At 38.6% G+C, this 22,552-nt stretch carries 18 protein-coding genes; 4 read left to right on the forward strand and 14 right to left on the reverse strand.

The window, feature by feature from the left end:
* Nucleotides 1–78: 78 nt before the first annotated feature.
* The 10 genes from V3595_RS07430 to V3595_RS07475 all read right to left on the reverse strand — a co-directional run bounded on the left by V3595_RS07430 (nt 79) and on the right by V3595_RS07475 (nt 13,781).
* Nucleotides 79–1,218: an NRAMP family divalent metal transporter gene (locus V3595_RS07430; protein ID WP_094246674.1), complete on the reverse strand. Its 1,140-nt coding sequence runs from the start codon at nt 1,216–1,218 to the stop codon at nt 79–81.
* Between the two features lie 119 nt (nt 1,219–1,337).
* Complete coding sequence (gene pxpA / locus V3595_RS07435) at nt 1,338–2,099, reverse strand: 5-oxoprolinase subunit PxpA (protein ID WP_485906275.1); 762 nt, start codon at nt 2,097–2,099, stop codon at nt 1,338–1,340.
* A 456-nt stretch (nt 2,100–2,555) separates the two neighbouring features.
* Nucleotides 2,556–3,683: an N-methyl-L-tryptophan oxidase gene (gene solA / locus V3595_RS07440; RefSeq protein WP_485906276.1), complete on the reverse strand. Its 1,128-nt coding sequence runs from the start codon at nt 3,681–3,683 to the stop codon at nt 2,556–2,558.
* Between the two features lie 94 nt (nt 3,684–3,777).
* The gene (gene hutH, locus V3595_RS07445; protein WP_485906277.1) at nt 3,778–5,337 is read right to left on the reverse strand and encodes a histidine ammonia-lyase; all 1,560 of its coding nucleotides are present in this window, start codon (nt 5,335–5,337) and stop codon (nt 3,778–3,780) included.
* An 82-nt stretch (nt 5,338–5,419) separates the two neighbouring features.
* Nucleotides 5,420–6,805 (reverse strand): MFS transporter, encoded by a 1,386-nt coding sequence (locus V3595_RS07450; protein ID WP_485906278.1) that lies wholly within the window; start codon nt 6,803–6,805, stop codon nt 5,420–5,422.
* A gap of 332 nt (nt 6,806–7,137) precedes the next feature.
* Nucleotides 7,138–7,284, reverse strand: coding sequence for a hypothetical protein (locus V3595_RS07455; RefSeq protein WP_485906280.1), 147 nt, complete (start codon nt 7,282–7,284; stop codon nt 7,138–7,140).
* Between the two features lie 227 nt (nt 7,285–7,511).
* Nucleotides 7,512–8,810, reverse strand: coding sequence for an imidazolonepropionase (gene hutI, locus V3595_RS07460; RefSeq protein ID WP_485906282.1), 1,299 nt, complete (start codon nt 8,808–8,810; stop codon nt 7,512–7,514).
* Nucleotides 8,807–10,483, reverse strand: a complete 1,677-nt coding sequence (gene hutU / locus V3595_RS07465; protein WP_137018396.1) for a urocanate hydratase — start codon at nt 10,481–10,483, stop codon at nt 8,807–8,809. Before hutU ends, hutI begins: the two co-directional genes overlap by 4 nt.
* A 196-nt stretch (nt 10,484–10,679) precedes the next feature.
* Nucleotides 10,680–12,149 (reverse strand): helix-turn-helix transcriptional regulator, encoded by a 1,470-nt coding sequence (locus tag V3595_RS07470; RefSeq protein WP_485906284.1) that lies wholly within the window; start codon nt 12,147–12,149, stop codon nt 10,680–10,682.
* A gap of 312 nt (nt 12,150–12,461) precedes the next feature.
* Complete coding sequence (locus V3595_RS07475; RefSeq protein ID WP_485906286.1) at nt 12,462–13,781, reverse strand: MFS transporter; 1,320 nt, start codon at nt 13,779–13,781, stop codon at nt 12,462–12,464.
* Between the two features lie 329 nt (nt 13,782–14,110).
* On the opposite strand from V3595_RS07475, the gene V3595_RS07480 reads away from it, so the two are divergent.
* From V3595_RS07480 to V3595_RS07490, 3 genes are all read left to right on the forward strand, one after another.
* Nucleotides 14,111–14,716, forward strand: a complete 606-nt coding sequence (locus V3595_RS07480; RefSeq protein WP_137024496.1) for a TetR/AcrR family transcriptional regulator — start codon at nt 14,111–14,113, stop codon at nt 14,714–14,716.
* A 166-nt stretch (nt 14,717–14,882) separates the two neighbouring features.
* A complete protein-coding gene (locus V3595_RS07485; protein ID WP_485906289.1) occupies nt 14,883–16,313 on the forward strand; it encodes an FAD-binding protein in 1,431 nt (476 codons plus the stop codon).
* Nucleotides 16,310–16,879: an MFS transporter gene (locus tag V3595_RS07490; RefSeq protein WP_485906291.1), complete on the forward strand. Its 570-nt coding sequence runs from the start codon at nt 16,310–16,312 to the stop codon at nt 16,877–16,879. Before V3595_RS07485 ends, V3595_RS07490 begins: the two co-directional genes overlap by 4 nt.
* Nucleotides 16,880–17,131: 252 nt before the next feature.
* On the opposite strand, the gene V3595_RS07495 is transcribed toward V3595_RS07490, so the two are convergent.
* Nucleotides 17,132–18,016 (reverse strand): DMT family transporter, encoded by an 885-nt coding sequence (locus V3595_RS07495; protein ID WP_485906292.1) that lies wholly within the window; start codon nt 18,014–18,016, stop codon nt 17,132–17,134.
* Nucleotides 18,017–18,973 carry a DMT family transporter gene (locus V3595_RS07500; RefSeq protein ID WP_485906293.1) on the reverse strand — a complete coding sequence of 319 codons (957 nt, stop codon included), beginning with the start codon at nt 18,971–18,973 and terminating at the stop codon, nt 18,017–18,019. It abuts the gene before it with no gap.
* Nucleotides 18,974–19,090: 117 nt separating this feature from the next.
* On the opposite strand from V3595_RS07500, the gene V3595_RS07505 reads away from it, so the two are divergent.
* Nucleotides 19,091–20,434, forward strand: a complete 1,344-nt coding sequence (locus V3595_RS07505; RefSeq protein ID WP_485906294.1) for an aminotransferase-like domain-containing protein — start codon at nt 19,091–19,093, stop codon at nt 20,432–20,434.
* Between the two features lie 165 nt (nt 20,435–20,599).
* Here the strand turns inward: V3595_RS07505 and V3595_RS07510 are convergent, their stop codons facing one another.
* Complete coding sequence (locus V3595_RS07510) at nt 20,600–21,199, reverse strand: nitroreductase family protein (RefSeq protein WP_137018387.1); 600 nt, start codon at nt 21,197–21,199, stop codon at nt 20,600–20,602.
* A 112-nt stretch (nt 21,200–21,311) separates the two neighbouring features.
* On the reverse strand, nt 21,312–22,289 hold the full coding sequence (locus V3595_RS07515) for a ring-cleaving dioxygenase (protein WP_137018386.1): 978 nt from the start codon (nt 22,287–22,289) through the stop codon (nt 21,312–21,314).
* Nucleotides 22,290–22,552 lie beyond the last annotated feature (263 nt).

Genomic DNA, 22,552 nt, shown 5'->3' on the forward strand with positions numbered 1-22,552 from the left:
AATATTCATCTCCTATTAAGAACTGGGAGTCAGTGACAAACTAGCACGCCACTTCCACCCCGTTTTATTGATGTATCATTAAAAAAGAGCGGGCAGTTGTTTCATTAATGTATATACGCCCATTAACGCCATGATGATTACCACAAATACACCGGAAATCGTCAACCATAAAGGATGTTTATAATCACCCACAATATTCTTCTTATATGCCGCAATTAAAAGTGTACCAAGTGCAATTGGTAAAATCAGACCATTAATTGCCCCTACTACAAGTAGTACTTTAACCGGTTGACCAATTAATAGAAAGCAAATGGTCGATACGACTATAAAGCCAATGATAATCCAGTTAGCCTTTTTATTTATTTTTTCGCTGAATGTTCTGATAAACGAAACAGAAGTATATGCAGCACCAACTACTGATGTGATTGCTGCAGCCCACATAACAATACCAAACATTTTATAGCCTACATTTCCAGCAGCAAGTTGAAAAACGGATGCCGCAGGGTTTTCTGAATCAATTTGCAAGCCTTTAGATACAACACCTAGAACTGCTAAAAATAATGCAACTCGCATAACTGTGGTTATTAAAATACCCATTACTGAACTCTTTGTTACTTGTGGCAGTGCTCCGACACCTTTCACTCCTGCATCCAATAGACGATGACCGCCAGCAAATGTAATATAGCCACCCACAGATCCCCCAACTAATGTAACGATTGCGATAATATCAATCTTATCAGGTGCAAATGTCTTCACTACTGCTTCTCCAACTGGAGGAGAAGTTGTCCATGCAACATATATCATCAAACAGATCATAAAAAAGCCTGCAATTTGTGTAAAGCGGTCCATCGCTTTTCCTGCTTCTTTTACTACAAATATTAATACTGCAATAACTGCACTAATTGCTGCTCCAGTTGTTGGGGAAATTCCAATCATCGCATTTAGACCAAGTCCAGCTCCTGCGATGTTCCCTATATTAAATGCTAGCCCCCCCATAACTATGAGTGCCGCTAGAACATAACCTAGTCCTGGAAGAACCATGTTTGCAATCTCTTGTCCTCGTTTTTCAGATACAGCAATAATGCGCCATACATTTGTTTGTGCAAAAATATCAAGAATAACTGAAATAAGGATAACAAACCCAAAACTTGCTGCAAGACTTTGGGTATAAACAGTTGTCTGCATTAAAAAACCTGGTCCTATGGCTGATGTTGCCATAAGAAATGCTGCACCTAGCAATAAGGTCCTGTTAGTTTTTGGCTTAGAATGATTTTTTTTCGGGTCAGTTGAATTCTTGATTTGCTCCAATGGAATCTGCCTCCTAGATGTTTGTGATTTTATTTAGAAATAGACTTAACTGTAATTTCAGATATTTCTAAGGATTTTTTTACATGACGAGCAAAGGTTAAAGCATGTGCTCCGTCCCCATGAATACAAATTGTATCTGCCTTTAAAGCCACATCAGTTCCTTGCTGTGACAAAACCTTTCCTTCTTTAACCATTCGAATTACTTGTACAACAGCATCATCATCATTTTCTATCATTGCATGCGCTTTCATACGTGAAGTCAATGAACCATCTTGTTGATATGTCCGATCTGCAAACACTTCACTAGCCGTTTGTAATCCAATGGTCTGTCCAGCACGTATTAATTCACTGCCCGACAAGCCAAATAAAATGAGCTCAGGATTAATTTTGTATACAGCTTCAGCTATGGCAAGAGACAACTCTTTATTCTTTGCCGCCATATTGTACAAAGCACCATGTGGTTTAACATGTTGCATATTCCCGCCTTCAGATTGCAAAAAGCCATTTAATGCACCAATTTGATAGACAACAATATCATAAGCTTCCTGTGGTGAAATATTCATATTGCGTCTGCCAAAACCTATTAAATCCTGGAAACCTGGGTGGGCTCCGATTTTTACTTCTTTCTCTAAAGCAAGCTGAACCGTTTTTCTCATAACGGTCGGATCGCCAGCATGAAATCCACAAGCAACATTGACAGATGTTACATAATCCAAAATCTCTGCATCATTTCCAATTCGATATGTGCCAAAGCTCTCTCCTAAATCACAATTCAAATCAACTGTATTCATTGTACATTCCTCCTATTTACAGAAATTTCGAACAATAAAACCTATAAATATGTAGATAAAAAAATAAGTATTTCACTTTCATTAAATTTCATGAAATCCCGAAATTCGGAATTAGTGTTTCATATTTCGGAATATTCTTATTCTAGCATGTTTTTTTTATTTCGACAATATAATTGTTAGCTAACCTAACATATGTTTTTGTATTTTTTCATTTATCTTGAATATCATTGATGTTTTCTTCTACTATTATCTTTGATTAAATAGAAGATTATGTACATAGATGTAATATCAATAAACCGGCAAAAACATATACTAAACCTTTTTTTGCTGATAAAAAAAGTCGTTGATTCCTATGATAAGGAATCAACGACTTTGATTTTCATTCTATATGCAGGTTCAAGTTAAACTTGTGATTTTGTATTTTCATCTCGATGGCGAAATATTTTTTTCAAGTCTTTAATTAAATCGATTAATAGAAAACAATGAAATATCTTCCTTGCTCGTACCGGAGATAATCAAGTCACTCAAAATTTCCCCCATTACACTGCTGAATTTAAAACCATGTCCAGAGAAACCTGCTGCTATGGCAATGTGTGGATAATAAGGATGTTTATCCACTATAAAATGCTCATCAGGGGTCATGGTGTAGATGCAAGTTTTCCCATATTTCAATTTTTGATCAGCAGGCATATATTTCCGCAAAAACTTCACCAAATCTCCCTCATCTTCATCCAATTCACCAAAACCTTCAATACAGCCATCAGGATTTATACGGGTTCCCCCATCATGTCTCCCTACTTTCATTCCAGAACCATTTATACTAGGAAAGCCATAGTATGTACCAACTGAAGTATCAAAAGAAAAAGCCGGAAAATCATTATGATTATATAATCTTTCATTTGCATGAAACCAGGCAAATGTTTTTCTGATGGGTTCCAGCGGCAGATTTAAATCTAACATCGCCAATATTTTCGGGGCCCACGCCCCAACTGCAACCACTAAAGATTCTGAGTGGAATGTCTGTTCATCCGTTTTAATCGTGACCCCATTGCCATGAACAACTATCTTCTTCACTTCACTGTTTACCCTGATGTCGGCACCATGAGATTTCGCAAGTTGTTGATACGCTCTTAAGCACTCTTCACTTTTCAATACGCCCGAAGTCGATTCATAGCATCCAATGTAGTCTTCCGGCAGTTTTATTCCAGGCCATCTATCATGAATTTCATGTGAATCCAAGATTTTCATAGGTAACCCATATTCGTTTGAACCCGCTATCACTTGCTTAATGAAAGTGGAATTTTCGCTACCAGCATTCAGGACCCCCGTTGGAAGAAATAATTGTTTCCCCGAATTTCTTTCCAACTCACCCCATAGCTCTTGGGATTTAAGTGCCAAAGAAATATACTCCCTGCCTTCACCATAAGCATGTCTAATAATTCTTGTTTCCCCGTGATGGCTGCCCTTATTATGAGGAGGAGCAAAGGAATCCAATAATAATACTTTTTGTCCATTTTTTGATAGATAATAACCTGAAGACATTCCCATAGATCCAGCTCCAATTACAATTACATCATAGTGCATCTTACATCCCTCCTCCTTTAAATATGATCCTTCATTTTAAAAAAAGGAAGCCATTTTACCTTATTAAATAAAGTAAAACAGCTTCCACATGGTTTTAGAACTCTATTTCCCCAATCGCCGTTTCAACGAATTTCACTATTTCCCCTTCATGAATTTGCCTATATACCGCTTCAATGTCAGGATGGAAAAAGCGGTCTTCTTCAACCATCGGGACTTCGCTCCGAACTAAATGATATACCCCCTCCGTAACCGGTGACGGTTTCAAGGGCAGATGAAAATCCATTGCTTGGGTTGCCGTCATCAGTTCAATGGCTAAAATATATTCAAGTTTCTTCGAAATCCGATAGGCTTTCTTCGCAGCGAAATAGGCAAAACTTATCACGTCTTCTTGATTTGCGCAGGTAGGGATATTATCTATAGTGGCTGGATGCGAGAGCACCCTGATTTCATTCAATAGCCCGGCAGCTGTATATTGCGGAATCATGTAGCCACTATTTAAACCTGGATTAACCACTAAGAAATTAGGTAATTCACTAAGGTGGTGGTTTACAAGCCGATCTATTCTGCGTTCTGTTATTTTTGCTAAGTTTGCTAACGCGATGGAAATCGCATCCGCATAAATCCCAACAAATGAACCATCAAAATTTCCCGCCATCATGGCAATTCCATCTTCCTCTTCCGGAAAAATCAGAGGATTGTCACTTACAGAGTTCATTTCATTCTCGATCGAAACAGCAGCGTCCTTCAATACTCTTTTTATGGCTCCATGGACTTGTGGAATGCATCGTAAGCTAAGTGCATCTTGTAATCTATGTTCCTTGTAAGTTTCAATGATTTGGCTGCCTTCAAGAATCCTTGTAACATTTCTGGCTGTCTTAGCCTGTTCCTCATGTTTTTTCAATGCGTGGGGACGGGGATCAAATGCTTTTATTGTACCTTTTAGCACTTCTAAAGACATAGCTCCCGTAATGTCGGCGGTTTTCGCGGCTTGCATGCTATTGTATAAGGCCAGGACAGCCATCGCAGTAACGGAAGTAGTCCCGCTTGTAAGTGCCAATCCTTCTTTAGCACCCAACGTAACAGGTGCTAATCCAGCTTTCTCTAAAGCTTCCCTGCCAGGTATGAGCTCATCTTTATACCATGCCTTCCCCTCACCAATCACCACTAAGGCCATGTGAGCTTCAGGAGAAAGATACCCCACTGACCCATCACCTGGAACATAGGGAAGTATATCGTGATTTAACAGTGAAGCAATAAGCTTTAAAACTTGTAAACGGACCCCTGAATACCCTTGGCCTAAGTTCACGAGGATCATCAATTGAATGGCTCTTACGACTTCTTTTTCAAGAGTTTCCCCTACTGAAACAGCATGTGAACGAACAATATTCCGTTGAAGGGTTTCGGCGTCCTGTGGAGAAATCACCTCCGTCATATTACTGCCAAAACCTGTCGTTACACCGTAAATCAATCTATTATCATCTAAAAACTTGTCTATTAAGCTTCGTGATTTATCCACCCTTTCACAAAATGCCTCAGTGAAAGTAACTTTTGCACCATATCTTGCAACCGCAATTACCTCTTCTATTGAGATTGCACCATCACCTAGTACAACCTCTTTAATATCCTTCGGTTGTAAACAATCGGTAGTTGTCATCCTTATACATCTCCTCTCATATGACTGATCAAGAAGGAGAAAAAAGTTTTGGTCCTTCTCATTTATTTGCCGGAAGTTAATCTTATGTTATTTTTTCATTTTCTGTATAGGGAATAGCTGTTCCCTTCGGAGAATTCTCCGCTTCTAGCAAAGGGTCACTTGCTTCATGTAATGAAAGATTCTTCGTTTCTGGCGCCCAGGCGATCGATACGATCAAGCCGACCAGCAGAATGGCTGCCATTCCTGCCATTGAGGCACTTAATCCGAATGAACTTAAAGAAACAGGCAGCAGAAATGTTCCAATTGCAGAACCAATCCGACTAATAGCCGTAACCATACCTATTCCAGAGCCACGGATCTCAGTTGGAAAAAGCTCTGCTGGGTATACTAATGTAAGGTTCGATGCTGCTGACATGAAAAAAGTAAAGATCAAGAAGACTAACAACATTAAGAATTGAGAACCATTGTGTAAGAAGCTGAGTGAGAACAATGAAACAGTAAGGATCGTGAAAGCCCCGATGGTAAATCCTCTACGAGAAAATTTTGCAAGCAGCCAAAGACCAATAATTGCCCCAACAAGCAAGAATAGATTTAACATTGTATCGGCAAAAAAGTTCTGTTCAAAACCCATTGTACTAAGTATGGAAGGCAGGAAAGTGTAAATTGCAAAGTACGGAATAACAAGAGTTAATTTGAATATTCCACCAAAAGCCAAACGCTTACGAAGCCTTTTACTGAAAAGCCCACGAAATCCCAGAGTCTTTTGATTTTCTGTGCCAGTCGTCGTTTCTCCCATTTCAACGTTCGATCCAAGGTGTTTTTTTACAATCTGGCGAGCTTCTTCGACACGCCCCATGCTGACAAGCCACCTTGGTGATTCAGGCGTTCCTATTCTTAAGATTAAAACCAAAATAGCCGGAATGGCAGCGCTGACAAGCATCCAACGCCATGAGTCTGAACCAACCTGTCCCAAGTAATGACCAACAAAGTTTGATGCAACATATCCAAGCGTCCATACTACGTTTATAGACGCGAGGAGCGAGGAGCGATACTTTTTTGGTGAAAACTCGGCAAGCAAAGTCGTACCGACAGCGTAATCTCCTCCAAGTCCAAATCCAATCAGCAACCGTAAAATAAAAAGCTCTTCTGGGCTGCTAACAAAAAATTGTAAAATAGTAGCTACCGTGATAAGTAAAAAGTTTACGAGAAAGATTTTCTGTCTGCCTACACGGTCAGAAAGTCTTCCAAGTATTAAAGATCCCGCAAACAGACCGATTAAAGCAGAGCTGCCGATCAGCCCTGTCCACATTGAATTCATATTCATTTGAGGCCCGAATACTGTCAGGGCCATCGCAATGATCCCTAAAGAATAGCCATCACAAAAGCTGGAACCGAATGTAAGTCCTGCAATTCGAAAATGAAACCTATTAAATGGGGCATCGTCAATAGTGAATTTTTGTTCGTTCAAAGAATCCCCTCCGTTTTTTGATTTATCAGATTTATGTATCGAAAAAACTATTACTGCAATAATCCAGCAGTGACCCTGAAATTAAATGAACAGATTTCAGTTCACACTAAATAATGATATTTTACTGACCTTACGAAAAGGAATGTACACCTGCATGCATGTTAAAACTTAATTTACAGCTAGCTTTTCATTTTATGATTAAGCTTAATACTAAAAAGAAAATCCAGCAATGAATTATGAAATAATAATCTTTTTATAATTTATTTCATATTTTTCTACCTTTTTTGTCTTTTAAGCTATGAATATATAGTTTCTCCGCTTAATTTTAAGATTCAACTAACCGTAAATTTATTGAAATAAATGACTTCAGTAAGGATTTTACACCCTTCTATTACCTCGAATTTTTCCCTAGCTTCCTTTTCTGTGGTAAACTCAAACATTTTTATGCCATTTTTCGAATGGATAGTGATTATCCACATAAAATTCCCTCCACATGGAAGATTCATTTCCACGAATTCCTTAAAACACTTTCATTTAATTTCACTGTAAAGTGGTAAAGTATTTAACGCTGAAAATGGGTAGGATGATAAATCATCATCCTACTATTCAGTACCATTACATTTGTTGAATACTTCTAAAAGCCCATTCCATCCCCTGAATTTTTCAGCGGATGGAATGGGAAGACATTGATTGAGAATAGTGATTTTTAAAGGCCCGTCAGGCTTTTGGAATCAGTCTTCACTTTATCATTCACAACTTGAACACCGTTTTTCCATACAGCCTTAACGTGGTTAACCCCAAATAAATATTGCAATTCCTGATAGTTTTCAACATTCCATAAAACGACATCCGCTTGTTTACCTACTTCAAGCGAACCTATCTTTTCTTGTCTGTTGATTGCACAAGCAGCATTGTATGTTGCGGCCGTAAGCGCTTCAGCTGGGGTCAGCCGCATCGAGATGCATGCCAGGTTCATGACAAGTGGCATGGAAGTCGTCGGCGAGGATCCGGGATTGCAATCGGTCGAAATGGCAACAGCTACACCTTCATCAACCATTCGGCGTCCTGGGGCCGCATCTTCTCTTAAATACAAAGCTGTGGCTGGAAGCAAGCAGGCAATGGTTCCTGACTTAGCCATGGCCTGAATTCCCTCTTCGGAAGCCTTTAATAAATGCTCAGCTGATATAGCCCCTATTTTGGCAGCTAGTTCCGCTCCCCCGTATGGCTCAATTTCATCAGCATGAATTTTAGGGATCAAGCCGTACTTTTTCCCCGCCTTTAAAATTCTCTCTGATTGTTCGGGGGTAAAAACCCCTTTTTCACAAAAGACATCATTGAATTCGGCAAGCTTTTCTTCAGAGACGATTGGAAGCATATCATTAATCAGATGATCGACAAATTCATCCTCACGGCCTTTATAATCCTTTGGAACCGCATGGGCTCCCATAAAAGTAGGAACTAGATCAATCGGATGCTCTTCCTGTAACTTCTTCATCACCCGCAACTGCTTTAATTCGGTTTCCAAATTCATTCCATAACCGCTTTTACCTTCTACTGTAGTCACTCCATGAGCAAGAAACGAATCAAGGCGGCGTATGGTTTGTTCCATCAATTCTTCTTCACTTGCTTCCCTTGTCATGCGGGTGGTTGCATGAATGCCCCCACCTCCGTTCATGATGTCCATATATGTTGCACCTTCTAGACGCATTTCGAATTCACGCTCACGACTTCCGCCATATACAACATGCGTATGGGGATCAACAAGCCCTGGTGTCACCAAATGGCCAGTAGCATCGAAAACTTCAGCTTCATGCATTCTATCAGCATAGAGTTTTTCCAATTCCTTGGTTGTACCGACAGCTTGAATCAACCCAGATTCGATCCATATACTTCCATCCTCTATCAACCCAAGCTCCGACATTCCCTCTTTGGAACGAGGCCCTTTCCTATCAGAGGTAAGGGTAGCAAGTTGAGTGGCATGTTTTATCCAAATTGGTTTTGTCATTGTTTATCAATTCCTTTATCAAGCATCGGGATATTAATTCCTCTTTCACGAGCTGTTTCCTCTGCCAGTTCATACCCTGCATCAACATGACGCACTACACCCATCCCAGGGTCCGTTGTCAGCACTCGCTCAATCCTTGCTCCTGCTTCTTTTGTGCCGTCTGCCACAATTACAACGCCTGCATGCATGGAGTAACCCATTCCTACGCCGCCGCCATGATGTACGGAAACCCAGGTTGCACCGCCCACTGCATTCACCATTGCATTTAAGATCGGCCAGTCAGCCACTACATCCGAACCATCCTTCATGGCTTCCGTTTCACGATTCGGCGAAGCGACAGAACCTGAATCCAAATGGTCACGCCCAATCACTATCGGTGCCTTTAATTCACCACTTGCAACCATATCATTGAGGATTTTACCAAAACGGGCGCGCTCCCCATAACCAAGCCAGCATATGCGGGAAGGCAGACCTTGGAACTGGATTTTTTCTTGAGCCATTCTAATCCAGTTACATAAATGTTCATTATCAGCGAATTCGCGTAAAATCGCTTGGTCTGTTTTATAAATGTCTTCTGGATCACCAGATAAAGCCACCCAGCGGAATGGACCTTTACCTTCACAAAATTGTGGACGGATATATGCTGGAACGAAGCCAGGGAAGTCAAAAGCATTCTCTACGCCTTCATCTTTCGCAACTTGACGGATATTGTTGCCATAATCAAACGTCACGGCTCCTTTTTCCATCATTTCAAGCATCGCTCTTACATGTTTGGCCATTGAAGCTTTAGAGAGTTTAATATACTCTTCTGGATTTGCATTCCGTAGTTCTGCAGCCTCCACCATTGACATACCTGAAGGTGTATATCCATTTAGCGGATCATGGGCGGAAGTTTGATCCGTCAAGACATCCGGAATGAAGTTCCTGGCGATCATTTCTGGAAGAAGATCGGAAGCATTCCCAATCAAACCAATCGATAATGCTTTTCCTGCAAGTTTTGCTTCTTTGGCTAAACGAATGGCCTCATCCAAAGAATCCGTTTTCACATCGGTATAACGAGTCTCAATCCTCCTGTCAATTCTTGTCTCATCTACATCGATCCCGATACAGACACCACCGTTCATCGTAACTGCCAGTGGCTGTGCCCCTCCCATTCCGCCTAAACCTGCCGTTAGAGTAATGGTGCCTTTTAACGAGTTATTGAAATGTTGTTTTGCAAGCTCGGCAAAGGTCTCGTATGTACCCTGTACGATTCCTTGAGAACCAATATATATCCAGCTGCCAGCTGTCATCTGCCCATACATCATCAATCCCTTTTTATCAAGTTCATGGAATGTTTCCCAGTTCGCGTATGCAGGGACGATATTTGAATTGGCAAGCAGGACACGTGGTGCATCTGTATGCGTTTTAAAAATGGCCACCGGTTTCCCTGATTGGACCAATAAAGTTTCATCTTCTTCAAGCTCTTTTAGTGATTTAACGATTGCATCAAAGCATTCCCAGTTACGAGCTGCTTTCCCAATGCCTCCGTATACAACCAAATCTTCTGGACGTTCAGCGACTTCAGGATCCAAATTATTCATTAACATTCTAAGCACTGCTTCTTGTTGCCATCCTTTTGTATGCAATTCTGTTCCTGTATAACGGATAACCTTGTTTGTAATCGTGTTCATTTTTCATTTCCCCCTTGTTTTTGTTATATTTTCATTCTATAAGAAAAATTCAGAATAATTAGTTATAATTTAATGATAATTTTATAATTCATTTCAATCTTTTGTAGTTAACTTTATTTTTTTATGAATAATTTCATGAATTACATTGTTATGAAATAAATAAAAAAGGACGATTCATTTATTGAATCGTCCTTTTTTATAATCCAGACCGATATGCTGATGGTGTACAAGCTTCAAGCAATTTGAATTTGGCATTGAAATAAGTTTGATGTGAATAGCCGGCTAATTGTGAGATTTCCTCCAATGATAAATCCGTTTCCTTTAATAAACGTTTAGCTTCCCTAATTCTAACTTGATGCAGCGTATTTCGAAAAGACTCGCCGGATTCAGCCGCAAAACGACGGCTGAGTGTGCTTTTATTGATACGCAGAGTATCTGCACAACTCGCTAGATTCCATTGGGCGTCCCAATAGTTGGACTCGATCAGCTCTCTTGCTTTTTCGCTAAGTGTGCGTGCCCCTTCCTGTAATTGTCCATGATCCTGCAGAAGCATATGGGTGGTGAACGCATGCAGCTCTTTTACTATTTGATGAATGACAGGTTTATGTACAATTTGCTGAAATACATCATAGTATATTGCTTCTAAAGAGGCAGTTTGCAAGTTGTATGATTTCATATGCCTACGAATCTGCGCAAGTACGCTTGTAAGGCGGATACGAACGATTTCCGGGTCGGGGTATGGTCGTTCAAAGGTAAGAAATTCACGTTCAATCCAGTTCCTGATGGCTTTTGCATCCCGCCTTTCGAGCATTTCTATCCAAAGTCTTTGTTCAAGAGGAGTGAGGAATGGATCCATCTCTTGTGGCGAAGTCTGTTGACTTTCGGCTAAAATGATATCATATCCATCGAAAAAGATTTGTCTCGTAAATTCACGTGTTTGCTGATACATCCTTTTTAAAGACTCATCTGAAGTTGCCGCTTTTATTATGATGGCAAGGGGCTCATCCATTCTTTCTTTCCAGTGAGCAAGGAACGCTTGGTACTCTTCCTTATATACCTCCATTTCCTTTGTTTCCTGAACACATAAAATAAAATCCGATAAAGCGAAGATTTGATTCTTCCCAGTAAAAGAATATCGTTGCAGTTCATCATAAACTAAAGGAAGGGTCTTGTTATCAGGTGTCAAAAAAGCGACCATGGTTATTCGACTTTCATGCCTCCGGTCCGTCAAGAAGAAATCAGGATACCCAATATCCAGAGCATTCTCATCATCCATGGTGTTTGTCGAAAGAAGACCTGGACCATTTCTCAATTGAAAACGCAATTGTTGGATATGTTTTACCAAATCCGCGGAAGAAAAAGGACGGAATAAAACATCTTCAGCACGAAAACGTAAGGCTCGGTACGCCGTTTGAAAGATTCGCTCAGATGAAATGCCTAACCATCGAATTCCCCTCCGCTTTAACGAAACACCCATCGCCTCACTTTCATCCGTCCAAATATCCATATCCAAAATAACGAATTCCGGTTGCTGATTGCGTATGCCCTTTTCAAATTCTTCAATCGTTTTCCATAAGATCAGTCTAACTCCCGTTAGGTGAGACTCCACTATCCAACGAATTCCTTGAGCCTCAATCTCATCTTTTGCCACCAAATGAATTTCCACATCATCACCTCATTTCTGCTGTTATTCCTGTAATGAATAAAAATGAAGTCAGCACTTGAAAAGAAAAGGAATGCCTGGTCTTTTCGAAAGCACTTGTATCTCATCTCCATTCTAATCCCGCCGAAAACTACAAACAAGTCTTATTGAGCAGAACCTGCGATTTAGATTAAATTTTGACATGCTCAACTGGAATTTTCATCTCATATATTTTTACTTCCTATATGAAAATATAAAAAGAAACATCATGGAAACCTTGTGATTTCCAATGATGTTTCTTTTAGTCACTTTTGATCTTCAATAAATTTAGAACCGTTATAATTGATTAATATTGACTTCAACTTCTTTTGCGATGTTTTCATCTGAAGCACTTGTTAATTTTAATGATAATAGGGTGATGACTCCTAATACAAGTAATCCAGATAAAATAAACATCCCTTGAGTAAATGCAACAGTTCCGAGAATCAACGGTCCTACAAAACCGCCTAAAGCCGCAAATGAATTGACTATGGCGATTCCAACTGGTGCAGTGGACTCAGTGAAGAAAAATGTCATATAGGCAAAGAAACATCCACTGAATCCGTATAACCCGAAAGATGTAATCGTTAACATAAGCACCATCATAAAAACACTATCTGAAAAGCCGCACCCGATAAATCCGACAACTGCTATCATGAGGCAAACGAGCAAGTGTGATTTATGTTCATTGGTCCGATCTGAATTCCAGCCTACAAACATAACGGCAGGTATACCGACTAACGATGGAATCATCGCTAACCAGCCTATTTCTAAATTGGTTGTTGCATTTTCCGATAAAGATTTTATGATAGTTGGCATCCAGAATGACAATCCATAAATAGATGTGTACCCTGCGAAATAAAAAAGGGCCAACTTCCAAATTTTCGAATCTTTCAGCATATCAAGCTTAGTGACTTTATTTATTTTCGAGCTTACTTTCCTTTCCGTACTCAATTCCCCTTCTAACCAATCACTTTCTTCCTTAGATAACCATTTAGCGTTCGTTGGTCTATTAGTTAAATAGAAAACAACAACAACACCAATAATAATTGCCGGAATGCCTTCAAGGATGAACATCCATCTCCACCCTGCCATACCCAACCAGGAAATATTGTCAAGAATCCATGTCGACACAGGCGCACCAATCAATCCGCCAATCGGTAGGGCTAAAAGCAGGACCGCTGTTGCCCTTCCTCTTTCGCGGGCCCTGAACCAATAAGTTAAATACAAAATTATACCAGGGAAAAAACCAGCTTCGGCGACACCTAATAAAAAACGGAGAATATATAAATGCATCGTTGTTTGCGCAAAACCTGTTAATATTACCACGAGCCCCCACGAAATCATTATACGGGCAATCCATATCCGAGCTCCCACTTTATGCATGATCATGTTGCTAGGAACTTCAAAGAAGAAATAACCTATAAAAAAAATGCCGGAAAGCAATCCAAAAACTTCAGCGGATAAGGCTAATTCTGCATTCATTTGTAAAGCAGCATAGCCTAAATTGACCCTGTCCAAGTAAGCAATGATATAAAGAAGCAAGATAAATGGAAGAATGCGCTTCATCGTTTTACTGATTGTTCTTTTCTCTATCTCACCACTGGAATGATTCATGATAATTTCCTCCCTTTTCTTGCTACTATTTCCCAAAAAATAATCCGTTTAACGCACATCACTTTTCCTGCTTCCCGATACTATGGTTCATTCCTAGGTCTTTAAGTTTATCCTGATACCTCCTCCTAATTTAAACTAAACTAACCTCCCCCATACTTGATCTCAAAACTTTGTAAACGCTTTCTAAAAATGCGAAATGCGATTAAGAAAGCGTTGTGATTATTGATGATTTACGTTAGATTAAATAGACCACCAATCATTTAACTAGACTGTAGTCTGATATTAAACTATATAGGAATATTCTGTCAATTATTATTTGGAGGTTTTTTATGATTGAGCCTAGAAAGAAACAGCTTAGGGGAGAAAAGACTCGTGAAAAAATATTAAAAATATCTTTAAAGCTATTTAGCGAAAAAGGTTATGATAAAGTCACCGTTGACGAAATCGTGAAAAAAAGCGGCACATCAAAAGGGTCATTTTACCAACACTTTTCAGCGAAATCGGATATTTTTTTAGTGAGATTCATAGAAGTCGATGATTACTATCGTGAAGTCTTCCGTTCGTTCCCAGTCGATATGGACGCTACCGAGAAATTATTTATTTTCATACGCAAATTGATGCGTTTTCTGGAAGAAGAAATGGGCAAAGATTTAATGAAAGTGATTTACAGTTCCGCTCTAGATTCGAAAGAACATACTTACTTTTTAAATTCAAATCGCTCACTCTTCCTAATTATTCGTTCATTAATTGAAGAGGCGAAAGAACAAAACGACATTGGCACTGACCAATCAGTTAACGAAATTTCACAACTTATCACCCAAAGCCTAATGGGAATCATCTATCATTGGGGATTAAACAACTCTGAACAAAGCTTGGAATCACTATCCATACCGCTAACCAAAACAATCATTAACGGGCTGAAAACTAAGAACTAATACTTAAATCAAAAGATTCATTTCAAAAAATCTGACATTAATTCAATATTAACCCCAATCTCACTGAATGGTCAGGGTAACTCCATTAATCTATAAAGTTCATACTTTTTCATTATTTTCAATTGAGTGTCAGACATATTAAACGAGGAGTCGAAAGCCAGATATCATGAAACGATTTTTATTTATCATCCTATATGCACTATTATTTGGATTATCGCTGCAGGCTTTTAATTTCAAGCTTGACCACCCTATTGCCAAAGATATCAGCCGGCTGATGCCGGTTAAAATGAAAACGATTAAGGCGGAAGATAGTGAAGAAGAAATCAAAAAGGTCGTTTTGGATGCCGAAAAAAACGATGATCCCATTTCCATTGCCGGAATGCAGCATAGCCAAGGAGGGCAGACATTATATCCAAATGGGATCCTGCTCGATATGAAGCACTATGATAAAATACTTGATTTGGATGTAAAAGAAAAACGCATCACGGTCCAAAGCGGAGCAACCTGGGCTGCTCTCCAGGAATATATCAACCCATATGGACTTGCACTGAAGGTCAGTCAATCTCAAAACATTTTTACCATCGGCGGTTCTTTGAGCGTTAATGTCCATGGCCGCGATATCCGTAATCATGCCTTGATAGAAACCGTGGATTCTTTTAGATTGCTTAACGCAAAAGGAAAAATCCTAACAGTGAGCCGCGAAGAAAATTCGGAGCTCTTCCATTCGGTTATTGGCGGGTATGGTTTGTTTGGCGTAATACTCGATGTAACACTCCACCTTACCGATGACAAACTTTATAACATTAAAACTAAATCACTCCATTATGATGAATATACGTCGTACTTTAAAAGAGAAGTTCTCCAAAACGATGATGTTAAAATGCATCTTGCAAGAATATCGGTTGCTCCTGGCTCCTATTTGGATGAAATGTATGTAACGGATTATTATACGGCAAATGACCAAACACAGCTATCTGACTATAATACTCTCAAACGGGAAACGATCATTGCCGTGCCTAAATTCTTTCTTGGCCTATCACGTTTTAATGACTGGGGTAAAAAAAGGTTTTGGGAAACTCAAAAAACTTACACGGCCAATATTGATGGCAACTTGGTTTCGAGGAATAATGTGATGCGGTCAGACTCAGCCTTTATGGATTACAGCAACCCTACCAAAACTGAAGTGCTGCAAGAATACTTCGTTCCGATTGATCAATTTGCTGATTATATCGATGATTTAAGAAATACCTTATCTGATGAGAAAGATTTTAATTTATTAAATATTACAATTCGTTATGTGGAACATAATGATGAATCACTCATGTCCTATGCCAAGGATGATATGTTCGCTCTTGTAATGCTCATTAATCAAGGGACAGATAACGAAAGTAAGAAAAATACGGGAAGGGTCATCCGTAATATGATTGATGTGACGCTTGACCATAACGGCAGCTACTATTTGCCCTATTATGGGTATCCAACCAAGACCCAATTATCTGAAGCGTATCCGCATACTGAGGAATTCTTTCGATTAAAGAAGAAGTATGATCCTGATAATCGCTTCATGAATCTTTTCTATGAGGAGTATCATCCATGAATTATAAACGGTTTGTTTTTTACCAAGGCACTGTTGGAATGGCTGCCAGCATGATTTTCCCTTTTTATATTTTGCTAATCAAAAATGTAGGTACAAGTTATTCACAATTCGGGTGGGCATATGGAATATTCTCACTAACTGCAGCAGTTAGTTATCCTTTAATCGGAAAATTCACTGACAAAGCCGGTGACAAAGCATTTCTCCTTATCTATTCATGGGGGATGGCACTAATCCTTCTTGCCTTTCCTCTCGCATATGAAATTTGGCATGTCTATCTCCTGCAAATCATTATGGGAGTACTTGGGGCAGTGCAAAAAAACACTGAAAAAACCGTACTTGCGAGATATGTTACGAAGAAAACAGCGGGTGAGGAAATTGGAAACTACCATGTTTGGACATCCATCGGTGCTGCAGCTGCGGTGATTGCAACCGGATATTTAGTCGACTTTTTAACGATCGGCAGCATCTTTTACATTGCCTCCTTAATGTTTGCCTGGAGTGGATTTATTATAATGAAGATTGAGAAAAATACTTCACTATCTAATGCAGAAAAAATAAAAATATAAGCATTTATTACTGGTTAGCGCCAATAAATCAGTTACCCCTTTTAGTAGAAGAAGCATCTGCATTAACCTCAGCAGATGCTTCTTCTACTATATAAATCATTTGCGGATCAAAAAACAAAAAATGATCTTACAAAGATATATTAAACCTGCTCCCCTTTTCTCAATTTGGTTTCGTTAAATATACGAGTTCTAAACTTACTGCCTTTATTAGTACAATTAAAGATAACGGACCAGAGTACATATAATAAAATACTACTTTCTTATCAACTTGATTATTATTTTTCTGTCTAAAAAAACTAATGACATCATAACTATTCCCATTCCAATCAACTGATGAATAGACAACGCTTCATGTAAAAAGAAAAAGCCTATAATCATTCCGATGACAGGCACTATATAATTACTATATGAAGTAAATAATGCGCCTTCTTGCCGAATCAGCCTATTAAATAATGCATAAACAACACCAGCATGGAAAATGCCTAAAATCGCTAAGTAGATAGATTGAGATCGTGCTAAATCCAATTTGAAAGATTGCTCAAACAAAAGGGACATGGGTATGAGCAATGCACTGGCAATCAGTAATACATTTCTCATATGAATAACGGAAGATCCCTCGTTTAATTTCTCCATGAAAATCAATGATAATCCAAAACTCATAGCAGCCAATATCAATAGGAAGTTCCCCTGAATACTGTTAGAAAGGTCTTGGATTCCTTGTGTTGGCCAGGAAAGGAAGACAATACCTGCAAATCCGAATAGGATACTTGTAATCTCCGGCCTTGTGCTTTTTCTTTTGAAAAATGCTAGTAAAAAGAGGATGGTAAAGACGGGAACCATTCCAATCAGCACCGCTGCGATACTGCTAGGCACCGATTTCTGGCCTTGTGCAATAAACACGAATGGCAGTACAACCTCGAAAACCGCAATGATTATATACCATTTATAATAACTCCTGGGTACTCTTCGCTCTTCTTTTGATAAAAAAAAACCAAAGAAGAGTAAACAGATACCACCGATACATGCTTTGATGGCTGACAAAGTAATAACCCCAACATTATCTATAACTAATGCAATAAAGAAAAATTGAGATCCCCATATACCACTAATCAAGAGTAACAACACATATTTATTCATTCACTTTACCTCCCTTTTCAGCAATGGATCGGCAAAAGTCTTACTATTATTCTTTGATTGAATTCCACCAAAATAATTCGTGCCGATTACCCCAGCAAGAATAATCATTGCACCTATTACATGATAATAATGAATCGATTCATGTAAGAAAATCACCCCTGCTATTATCGTAATCAATGTCGCTAAATTACTAAAAACGCTCATTTTAGATGCTGGTAATATAGATAATGAATAGTTTGATAAAAAAGCAGTAAGCAGTGACGATAATACCCCAAGATATACGATTGAAATGAGGAATGCGCTACTTGTGAAGGGTAATAAAAAGCTACTAATAGATTGGTTAATTATATGGTTGATGACGGCCAAACTATTAAAAGTCACAAAACCAAAGAACGTCATCACATAAGTTAACGTAAATAGTGAATATTGCTTTGTTACCTTCCTCGCTACCACATTATAGAAAGCGGCAGCAATCGAGGATAATAAGATCAGGATCGTTCCTTTCAAACTGTGAGCCGCAAGTTGCAAGTCATTCATGACAAAGATAAAGATAACCCCCATCACAGATAAATAAAGAAAAAATTTCTGACCTCTACCAGCGTATTCTTTCAAAAATAATGAAGCTGATAATAACGTAAAAATTGGTATGGTCGCTTGGATAATACCCGCTTCTGAAGATGAGGTATACACGAGACCAAACACTTGAAATATAAAGAAAAAAATTGGATAAAGGAACACCAATGGAAGAATTTTCAAAGTATCCTTTACACTTATTTTCACTGATGTCCTCCTATATAGCTTAAAAATTATGGCGGTCAAAAAAGCCATCGTAAATCGATGTGCCAATGTATCTAGCGGACTCGCTTCCATTAATGATATTTTTGTAAAAATAAATGAAAATCCAATAATAAAGGCATATAATATCGCCGCAATATAGGCTTTTTTATGTTCTGGCATATTGAGTAAATCCTCCTTTTCAACACCCGGCCGGTTGTTAGTATCGTATTAAAAGTTCCACTACGATACAATACAAATAAGAAGCATCTGTAACGGTACAGTTTTTAGGAGGTATTCATGTTAAAATACGTAGCTTTATGTAATGAATTTGAATCTCTCATCCAGAATGGACGGCTCAAAGCGGGCTTTAAGCTCCCATCGATTCGTCAATTAAGCGAACAACATCAATGTAGTAAAAGTACAGTTTTGAAAGCTCTGCAAGAATTGGAAAAGAAGCATTTAATCTACGCTGTTCCTAAAAGTGGATATTATGTCGTTCAAAAAGAATTTGATGGTAAACGTGAACCAACAGCGGAAATCGACTTTGTTACTTCCGCTCCCGATTGGCATCAATTTCCGTATCATGACTTTCAACATTGCATCAACAAAGCCATCGATACCTATCAGCAAGAATTGTTTATCTATGGCACTCCTAAAGGACTACCCTCTTTAATTAAAGTGATACAAAAACAATTAGAGCAGTATCAGGTTTTCGCAAAAGAAGAACAGATTTTCATTACTTCTGGGGTGCAGCAAGCACTTTCCTTATTAACGCTCATCCCCTTTCCAAATGAACGTACTCATATACTTGTTGAGCAGCCTAGTTATCATCTATTTGTGGAGCAATTGAAAGCGTATAAGATTCCCGTGCTAGGAATCCAACGAACAGCAGAAGGTATTGATTTAGGGGAATTAGAACGGATTTTTAGCAGTCAGGAAATTAAATTCTTTTATACGATGCCTCGTTTTCATAATCCGTTAGGGACTTCTTACTCTAAAAAGGACAGAGAAGAGATACTAAAACTTGCTGTAAAGTATGGTGTCTATATTGTAGAAGATGATTATTTAGCAGATTTCGAGGAGAATATGAAGGTAGACCCCATTTTTTCCGGGGATACTCATCAAATGGTCATTTATTTAAAAAGCTTCTCTAAAATAATGTTTCCAGGACTACGCATAGGTGTTGCCGTATTGCCTAAACGATTAGCGGTCAGCTTCCAACTATATAAAAGAACAGCTGATATTGATAGTTCCATGATTTCACAAGCAGCCTTGGAAATCTATATAAAAAGCGGTATGTTTGAACGCCATAGAAACAAGGTACGGCTCTCCTATTTAGGGCGTGCAAACTTGCTATATGATGCTCTAGAAAAGCACTCTACTTCAGGCTTTAATCGCCCAGCATCCATATGTATGAACGCTCATATCGTACTGCCTCATCGTTTAAATAGTACTCACCTCATCAATAACTTACAGAATCAACAAGTACTGGTAGAGACGATGGGTCAAAATTATTTAGATGGCTTTCACCAGGAAAAAATATTAAAATTAAATGTGTCCAATACAAATATACAAAAACTTGACCAAGGAATAGCTCTAATTTTTAAAGAATTGAATAACAAGCAGAACTATTACTTATAAAGCTTTTACATAAGGTATAGTCACTTTCCACACAAGGCAATAAACAAAAAATAGTGAAAATATTTTATCTTATTGTAATACTGAAAAAATATGGGCAAATGAGTACAAATAAAAAAAGAGCCAATTAGAGTTGGCTCTCAACAAAGTTGCTCTTATCAGTCCTCTTTATTTATAAAATTTTATACGATCCTCAAGTGGTTTGAATTCTTTATCACCCGGTTGAGCTGTTGGATTTCCAAATGGCATTTGCGCAATCAATTTCCAATTGCTTGGAACATCCCATTCTTTTTTCACTTCATCATCAATTAGAGGATTATAATGCTGTAAAGTTGCTCCCAAACCTTCTGCTTCAAGTGCAGTCCAAACAACTAATTGATGCATGCCTGATGTTTGTTGTGACCAGATAGGGAAATTATCGGCGTAAGTTGCAAATTGTTCTTGAAGTGATTTCACAACAGATTCATCTTCAAAGAATAATATTGACCCATATCCCGCTTTGAAGGAATCCATTTTTTGTTGAGTGCCAGAGAAATCTCCCTCACCAACCGCTTTCCTTAAAGCCTGCGTCGTAATATCCCATAATTTATCATGTGCCGATCCTGTTAAAACAAGAAGGCGGGAAGATTGGGAATTAAAAGCCGATGGCGTGTGTTTTACCGCAAATTCAACTATTTCTTTAATTTTCTCATCCGATACTCCGACCTCTTTATTGATTCCATAATATGAACGTCTCTCTTTAATGGCCGTGTAAAAATCTTTTGTCATGAGTCATTCCTCCAGAGCATTTTTTTCTATTTCAAATGATTATTCCATTTTTTATTATCTACCTGTTTTAGTATGGGCATAAACCAATATATCATTCGCTAAAGATTGTCAATTATTCTTTAATGAATTCTTTGGTGCTTCTTACTGTATCAATGGGACGGACCAACTTTTCGATTTGCTCCCTTTTTGGTTCTAAGAACGGTGGTAAAGATAACTTTTCCCCAAGCGTTTCATACGGCTCATCCCCCATAAATCCAGGACCATCCGTGGCAAACTCGAATAAAATTTGCGGCGCCACTCGTACGTAAAGCGACTCAAAAAAGTGACGATCAACATAACCGGACGTATGAAATTGGAAGCTTTCCATTCGTTGGATCCATTCTTCAAGAACGGAACGGTCTTCAACACGGAATGCAGTATGGTGTACAGTTCCAAAACCCTGCCGTGCCTGAGGGAGGATCGAATTATGCTCGACGATCACTTGAGCACCATTCCCCCCTTCTCCTACTTCAAATAGGTGAAATGATCCTTCCTTGTCTATTTCTTTGAATAATAGTACTTTTTCCATCATTTCTTTAAAGTAATCGAAGTTGGCGATCCGAATGAAAATTGGTCCTAATCCTGTAATAGCGTATTCCAGAGGAATCGGCCCTTTTTGCCAAGGGATTCCAGCTGCAACCCCTTCATTAGTTTCATCTGAAATCAATTGATATTGCTGATCATCAAAATCAACAAAAGAAATGATCTTTTTGCCAAACTGTTCTTGGATACCTGCATTCTTTACCTCTAAACGGTCAAAGCGTTTAACCCAATACTCCAATGCCGCATCAGTCGGTACACGGAAGGATGTTTTGGAAATCTCATTAGTCCCATGCTCTCCTTTAGGAATACCAGGAAAATCGAAGAATGTCATGTCAGTACCCGCACCGCCAACATCGTCGGCAAAGAACAGGTGATAAGTTTGGATATCATCTTGGTTGACTGTTTTCTTGACTAAACGCATGCCTAATATATTTGTGAAAAATTCATAATTCTTTTCTGCACTACTTGTTATGGCCGTTACGTGGTGTATACCTTTTAATCCATTCATAAATTGTTCCTCCCATTAAAACGATTCAATTTTTGGATGTTCAACTTTTCCATTAATCCCCTATATTTTCCCTTCAATAAGAGTGGCTATTCATTAAAAGGGTTTGATAAGGTTTTACATATTCCTTATTATCTTGAATTAATATATCTTTACTTAAAGATAATTTATCACGAATGCCATTCACTGTCAATAACATTGTCTCAAATTAATATATCTCAACTTCAAAACAAATTCAGATAAAAAAACACCACTGACAATTTCCG

It is taken from the genome of Bacillus sp. CFBP9009 (assembly GCF_036541465.1).
Taxonomy (GTDB): domain Bacteria; phylum Bacillota; class Bacilli; order Bacillales; family DSM-1321; genus Peribacillus.